Consider the following 7,346-nt stretch of genomic DNA (forward strand, 5'->3'; position numbering starts at 1 on the left):
CTCCTTAGTCGTTACATTTGTAGTTCGTTTATTTCTTGTAATGCTTCTTCATCTTCTAAGTTTACTATATGAAGGTTAAGTTGGTCTATACGTTCTTGCATTTGAGTTTCATAAGAATATGTCATTATCTGCTTCATAATGTTATCAGACTGTTCTGTATCATGAGTAAGCAATGACATTTTGAGCATTTCAAGCAGTGCAAATAGCTCATCCATATCTTCCATCTTTGGTTTTTCGATTTCAGATGCAAGTACTGACATTCTAGATTTCATGTTGTCCAACTCCTCTAAAAGGATAGGTGTAAGAACCTTGATTCTATCAACATTACCATCTCTTGCAGCAAACTCACACATTTTCGCCAAACCACCAAGGGAAACTGCTCCAATGGTGTTAGACATGCTTTTAACGCTGTGAACCTTTATGCGATAATCCTCAAGTGAATCATTTTCTTCAAGCTCATTATAATATCTGAGGATTTCATCCCTCTCATAGCCAATAGAATCGTAGAAATCTACCGCTGTTTGATAGACCAGATTTGCATCTGGAAAATGAAGCAATGCATAATTCCAATCTATGCCTTCTATGTCAGGAAGCTCTACTTGTTTTACCCTATTTTTTCTAGCCTCATCCTTAGCATCTGGCTCATGGTACTCAAGTAAATCTTCTGGCAAGAAATCACGAATCATTTTTTCCAGCTGAGCTGGCACAATAGGCTTGGACAGGAAGCCATGGAAGCCCATAGTCATATATCGTTCCTTGGCACCTGCAATAGCATTAGCAGTAAGGGCGATAACAGGTGTACCTAAGCACTTGTTGCCTTCTAATGAAGCCATGGCCCTGAACGTTTCTATACCGTCCATACCTGGCATCATGTGATCAAGGAATATCATATCGTAATGCTCTTGCTTAATCTTGGTCAAGCATTCTGCACCACTTGCTGCCTCGTCGATTTTTACTTTTGAATCCTTTAACAAAGCCACAAAAACCTTGCGATTCATTGTATTATCATCTACAACAAGGAAATGAGCATTTGGAGCCTCGAAGCTTGTGCTGTACTCGTAATTTGAAGTAAGCTGCTTAAGCTTTTGCCCGAAGTTTCCAATTGGCTCTTCGTCTATTACCTCTTGAGATATGGTAAATGAGAATATAGAGCCCTTTCCATAAACGCTATCTACATTTAAAGTGCTGCCCATCATCTTAAGAAGATTCTGAGTAATAGTCATTCCAAGACCGGCACCTTCAATATTTCTATTGCGGTTAACCTCTAAACGCTCAAAGGATTCAAACATTCGCTTGATATCCTCTTGTTTGATTCCAATACCTGTATCTCTAACTGCAAATGTCAGTTCAACAAAATCATCATATTGATTCTGCACTGTGGCAGAAATTTCAATATATCCTTCTTTTGTATATTTTACCGCATTTGTAATAATATTTGTTAATATTTGTTTGATTCTTATATCATCTCCCAACATATTACATGGGATTCGAGAATCAATGTTTAATTTTAACTCAAGATTTTTCTCTTTCGCTCTGAGAGTAACATTGTTAAGAACATCATGCATAAGGCTCATAAAAGCATATTCGCCCTTAACAATTCCCATTTTACCTGATTCAATTTTAGTAATATCAAGAATGTCATTTATAAGAGAAAGAAGATTCTGCGAGGCAGTTTTGATATCAAGAGCATATTCTTCAACCACCTTTTCAGAGGTTTCTCGCAAAATCATTTCATCCATACCCATAATGGTGTTGATAGGAGTTCTGATTTCATGGGACATATTGGCAAGGAAATTACTCTTTGCTTCTGTAGCTGACTGTGCCTGCTTTTCAGCCTTTTTTGCCTGTAATGTTTTCTCTAGCAAATCGTCATTATTTATTGAAGCCTGTCTATAAAGACGATCATAAATATTCTTTTGGAATTTAACAATAGCACCTACTGCCAAGGCACTAACCAGCATAGATTGAATAACATCAAAGAATACACTTTTACGTGAATCTAGCTGTACAACATATTCTGGATGAAAATAAGAAACTACGTAGCAGCCTACTACAATTGCCACATCAGTAAGCAGCATGAAAACAAAATCCATGCCATCCAGTAGCATAAATATGAAAACAATACCCATAGAAAACCAGCAGACCATACCACTGTTGATACCGCCAGTAACAAAGAACATTATTGGGAAAAGACCAATTCCAACTACAAAGCAAACCGCAATAGTACTATTTTTAAGGCGATTTTTAAAATTGGCCATATATATACACATTCCGTCAATGATTACAGCAACAATAATAACCGCTGAAAGAGCAGCAGAAATGCCGTTTATCAGATTAAATGGTATCGTTATTAATCCGCCCAGAAAACCAACAATTGTAATAATATTAAAAAGTACTAAATCTGTTGGTAAATCTTGGGCAAAGAATCTTTTTCTTAATGCTTTTAACTTTTTCAATTTTCCGCCCCAAGTCAATAAAAACTGTATGTTTCGCACAATATCCTAAGATAAATACTAAAATAAAAATGCCATTTTCACAAGGAAAACGGCATAATTATTAATGAATTTTCTGTGTTTTTTTGTTGTTTTACATATTTTCGATTTGCCAATCAATAGGCTCCAATCCTTTTGACTTTAAAAACTCATTAGTTTGACTAAAATGCTTGCATCCAAAGAAGCCTCTATAAGCCGAAAGTGGTGATGGATGAGGCGCTTTTAAAATCAAATGGTTTGGGTTGTTTAGCTTTGCGCATTTCTTTGCAGCCGGAGAGCCCCAAAGTAAAAATACTATTGGTCTATCCTGTTTGTTTAAAATATCTATTACTGCATCAGTAAACTTTTCCCAACCAATGCCTGCATGGCTAGCTGCTTGATGTGCTCTAACTGTAAGTACGTTGTTAAGCATGAGTACACCCTGCTTTGCCCATTTTTCCAAATAACCATTGTTTGGTATATAGCAGCCCAAATCATCATTTAATTCCTTATAGATATTAACAAGTGAAGGTGGTGTCTTTACCCCCGGTTTTACTGAAAAGCATAGTCCATGAGCCTGGCCCGGTTCATGATATGGATCCTGTCCTATGATAACTACCTTTACCTGTGATAATGGTGTCAAATCAAAGGCGTTAAATATATCATCTGATGGTGGATATACAGGGCCCTTAGAATACTCTGCTTTGACAGTTTCGTATAAGTCCCTATAATAAGGCTTTTTAAACTCTGGAGACAATGGCTCCAACCAATCATTGCTTATCGCTGACATTTTAATCTCCTATACGCAAGTTACGTTAACAAGCCTGAAGTCACTCCGGTCGACTAACACGTCTCCCTTAAGTGACCTCAGAGCTTATTAACTACTTGCTTATTTGTTTTAAAATTCGCTTAGTCGTTTTAGAATTCGCTAAATCATTTTAAAATCCAATCGTCTAGCGGTAACCAATAGCCCTTTTCCTTCAGCTCCTGTTCAATAATATCAAGGGCAGCTTCGCTGTCGGCACTGATTGTGTGATAATGATAGCCACTAGTTGCAGAACTAAGGGATTTTGATTTTCCACTTTTGATTGCTTCCATAAATTCTTTGGCATCAAGTCTAGAATGCACATTAAGTGGAGCCTCAAGACGATTATAATATCTATGATTGATGATGATATTATCAGCAGTACCACCGTTGTCCACAATTGTAAACAGCTCATCTAAAATCTCATCATCACTATGACGACATTTTATCACACGTGAACACTTTTTATTATCCGCATTTACGATATAGCCTCTGTTGGTAGAAATAATATCAACTCCATTGGCTCTAATGAGGGCAATATCTGTGACCACTACCTGTCTACTAACATTAAGCAGGGATGCAAGGGTTGTACCTGAAACTGGCTTATCAGATTTCTTGACTATCTCTATTAATTTTTGTCTTCGAGTCTGTCCGTCCATTTTTTATCCTCTTGTTTAATAATCATTAAATTGCGTGTAAATTTTTCATAGATATATCAAGGATTGGTGCAGAATGTGTAAGAGCACCACTTGATACATAATCAACTCCACTATCTATGATATTTGAAATATTTTCCTTTGTAACATTTCCAGAGCACTCTGTCTTTGCTCTGCCATCAATTATTTTAACAGCTTCTTTCATTGTTGCAACATCCATATTATCAAGCATGATAATATCTGCTCCAGCTGTGACAGCTTCTTTTACCTGATCAAGTGTCTCTGTTTCGATTTCAATCTTTCTAACAAATGGTGCATAGGCCTTAGCCATCTCAATTGCCTTTGTGATAGAACCTGCTGCTCCAATATGATTATCCTTTAAAAGAATGCCATCAGAAAGATTGTAACGATGGTTCTGGCCGCCACCACATCTAACTGCATACTTTTCAAAGATTCTCATATTTGGAGTTGTCTTTCTAGTATCAAGTAAAACTGTTTTGCTGCCCTTTAGCAAGCCTGCTACCTGATTTGTGTATGTAGCAATTCCGCTCATTCTCTGAAGGTAATTAAGAGCAACTCGCTCTCCTGATAAAAGTACACGGATATCGCCTTTTACCTTGGCCATAAGCTGTCCCTTTTTAACAGTCTCTCCGTCCTTAACATATTTTTCAACTACTGTAGCCTCATCCAAAATTTTGAATACTCGCTCATATACATCCATACCACAGATGATTCCATCTTCTTTACAAATCAAGTCAACTTCACCAGGCTGAGCCTCTGGCATAACAGCATTTGTTGTTACATCCTCGCTGGAAATATCTTCTCTAAGAGCCATTTTAATAAGCTCATCTGCATTTAATGTCATTGTTATATTGTTCATTACATAGCCTCCTTCTTGGCTCTCATATATTCTTCTTTTTTAATTTCTCCTACTACCATTGCATGATAGTTTTCCATTATGGATGGCAAATCCTCGTAGCCATCCATGTTTACAAGATTTTCAAAATTATCACTTCTCTTAAATGACTTCGTATTTACGATATCATTTGCTGCTCTCTTTGCAAACACCAAGCTTTCCAAAAGTGAATTACTTGCCAATCTATTTCTGCCATGAACGCCATTACAACTAGTTTCACCAACTGCATAAAGCTGCTCCATAGTTGTTTTAGAATCCTTATCTACGTATATTCCGCCCATAAAATAATGCTGTGCCGGCACAACAGGCACCCATGTTTTTAAAGGGTCATAACCTGCCTGCTTACATCTAGCATAGATATTAGGAAAATGATTTAATATCTCTTCCTCTGGAATTGGCGAAAAATCAAGCCAAACATGCTCTGTATTCTGTTCCTTCATTTTGGCAAATATTGCTTTACTTACCACATCCCTAGGCTGAAGCTCATCTGTGAAGCGCTCTCCATTTTTATCACGAAGCACCGCTCCCTCGCCTCTAACTGATTCCGAAATCAAAAAGCTTCTACCGCTTTGCTGTGAATACAATGTGGTAGGGTGAATCTGAACATAATCACAATTCTCCAGCTTTACGTTATGATACATTGCAAGAGCCAGTGCATCTCCTGAAATATGTCTAAAGTTAGTAGAATGTGGATAAACTCCCCCAAGACCACCACAAGCAAGCACCGTAACATCTCCCTGAATAGCTGTGGTTTTACCATCCATATCTGCCACAACAATACCGTAACAAACATTATCATGGCACACCCAATCAACCATGGTTGTATGGGCCTTTAGGGTAATATTTCCCCTCTCTTTTGCCCTGGCAAGAAGCTTACTGGTAATCTCTTTTCCAGTAACATCTGCATGGAAAAGAATTCTATTATTAGAGTGAGCTCCCTCTCTTGTAAAAAGGAACTCTCCATCCTTTTTATCAAACTCTACTCCATAACCAACCAAATCCTTTATAATATCCTGAGAGCTTCGAATCATTATCTCCACAGACTCTTTTCGATTCTCATAATGGCCTGCTCTCATAGTATCCTCAAAATAAGCATCATAATCTGCTTCATCTCTCAGCATACAGATGCCCCCCTGGGCTAAAAAGCTATCGCATCCATCCAGAGCATCCTTTGAAATAACTAAAATATTTTTTTCCTTTGGCAAGCTAAGTGCGCAAAACAATCCTGCCACACCGCTACCAACTATAATTACATCATATTTATCCATAATCTTTTCCCACAATCTACCTGAAGCTCATCCAACGCTCCAAGTCTTATTGTTACTTTGCAAGCTCTAGCATACGGCTAAGTGCCTGCAAAGATCCCTCTCTTGTTTTTTCATCTACTTCAACTACCCCAGTACCATCTCTCAAGCAATCTCTTACCTTCTCAAGAGTTACCTTTTTCATATTTGGGCATATCTGCACGCCACCTGCTGAGAAAAATGTCTTATCAGGATTTTTCTGCTTCAACTGATAAAGCACGCCCAGCTCTGTAGAAATAATGAATTCCTTCTTATCAGACTTAGTAGCATAATCGATTATCCCCGAAGTGCTGCCAATATAGTCCGCCAACTCCAAAACATCCAAGGTACACTCAGGATGAATAAGCACCTCTGCCTCAGGATGAGCTTCCTTGGCACGTTTCACCATCTCTGCAGTCACATTCTTATGAACATGACAAAATCCATCGTTAAAAATAAAATTCTTCTCAGGCACTTGCTTCGCAATATACCTTCCCAAATTTTCATCAGGTATGAAGAAAATATTCTTATTAGGAAGTGCCCTAACTATCTTCATAGCATTAGCAGAAGTCACACACACATCCGCATGCTCCTTTAGCTCCGTAGTGGAATTAATGTAGCAAACCACCGCCACATCATCATATTCCTTTCTCACTTCCTCAATACGCCAAACCTCTGCCATATGCGCCATAGGACAATCAGCCTTCTCATCTGGCATCAAAACCGTCTTCTCAGGATTAAGAATCTTTGCAGACTCACCCATAAACTTAACTCCAGCAAAAACAATCGTGCTCTCCTTAAGTCCTACTGCAACCTTAGCCAAATAATAACTATCGCCAATATAATCAGCTATGGCCTGCACCTCGTCATTCACATAGTAGTGTGCCAGCACTACTGCATTCTTCTCCCTCTTAAGCTGCTCAATCTCTTCTACCAAGTTACTCATATCATATTCTCCTTTTTCCGGTAGTGCTTCTAAATCATTGACACATATTGTAGCACTTGTATAGTCTACTGACAAGACAGCAGTATAGCCACCTCCCACTTCTGTCCTTGCCAAGGCCCCTGCCCCATGCTGGCCTTAGTCTCCCCTATGCCCCTTCCTGGCTCCTACCTGCCGGCCCGCCCCTAGTGGCAACACTTCGCAAGAATATTTCGTTTTCCTAATATGCAAAGACTCGCATCTTTTATTAGCATGTGTCTTTCTCATGTCTG

General features: G+C 38.5%; 6 protein-coding genes. All 6 read right to left on the minus strand.

Annotated elements, in window-relative coordinates; genetic code table 11:
- Positions 1-11: 11 nt before the first annotated feature.
- The 6 genes from E7276_RS13345 to nadA all read right to left on the minus strand — a co-directional run bounded on the left by E7276_RS13345 (position 12) and on the right by nadA (position 7,077).
- Positions 12-2,456, minus strand: a complete 2,445-nt coding sequence (locus E7276_RS13345; RefSeq protein WP_294218566.1) for a response regulator — start codon at positions 2,454-2,456, stop codon at positions 12-14.
- A 130-nt stretch (positions 2,457-2,586) separates the two neighbouring features.
- Entirely contained in the window at positions 2,587-3,261 is a 675-nt protein-coding gene (ung, locus tag E7276_RS13350; protein ID WP_294218569.1) for a uracil-DNA glycosylase, read from the minus strand.
- Between the two features lie 143 nt (positions 3,262-3,404).
- Complete coding sequence (locus E7276_RS13355; protein WP_294218571.1) at positions 3,405-3,935, minus strand: transcription repressor NadR; 531 nt, start codon at positions 3,933-3,935, stop codon at positions 3,405-3,407.
- Between the two features lie 25 nt (positions 3,936-3,960).
- A complete protein-coding gene (gene nadC / locus E7276_RS13360) occupies positions 3,961-4,812 on the minus strand; it encodes a carboxylating nicotinate-nucleotide diphosphorylase (protein WP_294218573.1) in 852 nt (283 codons plus the stop codon).
- Positions 4,812-6,116, minus strand: a complete 1,305-nt coding sequence (locus tag E7276_RS13365; RefSeq protein ID WP_294218577.1) for an L-aspartate oxidase — start codon at positions 6,114-6,116, stop codon at positions 4,812-4,814. The genes nadC and E7276_RS13365 overlap by 1 nt, the downstream gene beginning before the upstream one ends.
- 52 nt (positions 6,117-6,168) lie before the next feature.
- Entirely contained in the window at positions 6,169-7,077 is a 909-nt protein-coding gene (nadA, locus tag E7276_RS13370) for a quinolinate synthase NadA (RefSeq protein WP_294218580.1), read from the minus strand.
- Between the last annotated feature and the right edge of the window lie 269 nt (positions 7,078-7,346).

The organism is Pseudobutyrivibrio sp., from assembly GCF_015057185.1.
Classification (GTDB): domain Bacteria; phylum Bacillota; class Clostridia; order Lachnospirales; family Lachnospiraceae; genus Pseudobutyrivibrio.

Bases quoted from the DNA above. Each gene is read 5' to 3' on its own strand.
- ung (WP_294218569.1), bottom strand. From the start codon at position 3,261: ATGTCAGCGATAAGCAATGATTGGTTGGAGCCATTGTCTCCAGAGTTT.
- E7276_RS13355 (WP_294218571.1), bottom strand. From the start codon at position 3,935: ATGGACGGACAGACTCGAAGACAAAAATTAATAGAGATAGTCAAGAAA.
- nadC (WP_294218573.1), bottom strand. From the start codon at position 4,812: ATGAACAATATAACAATGACATTAAATGCAGATGAGCTTATTAAAATG.
- E7276_RS13365 (WP_294218577.1), bottom strand. From the start codon at position 6,116: ATGGATAAATATGATGTAATTATAGTTGGTAGCGGTGTGGCAGGATTG.
- nadA (WP_294218580.1), bottom strand. From the start codon at position 7,077: ATGAGTAACTTGGTAGAAGAGATTGAGCAGCTTAAGAGGGAGAAGAAT.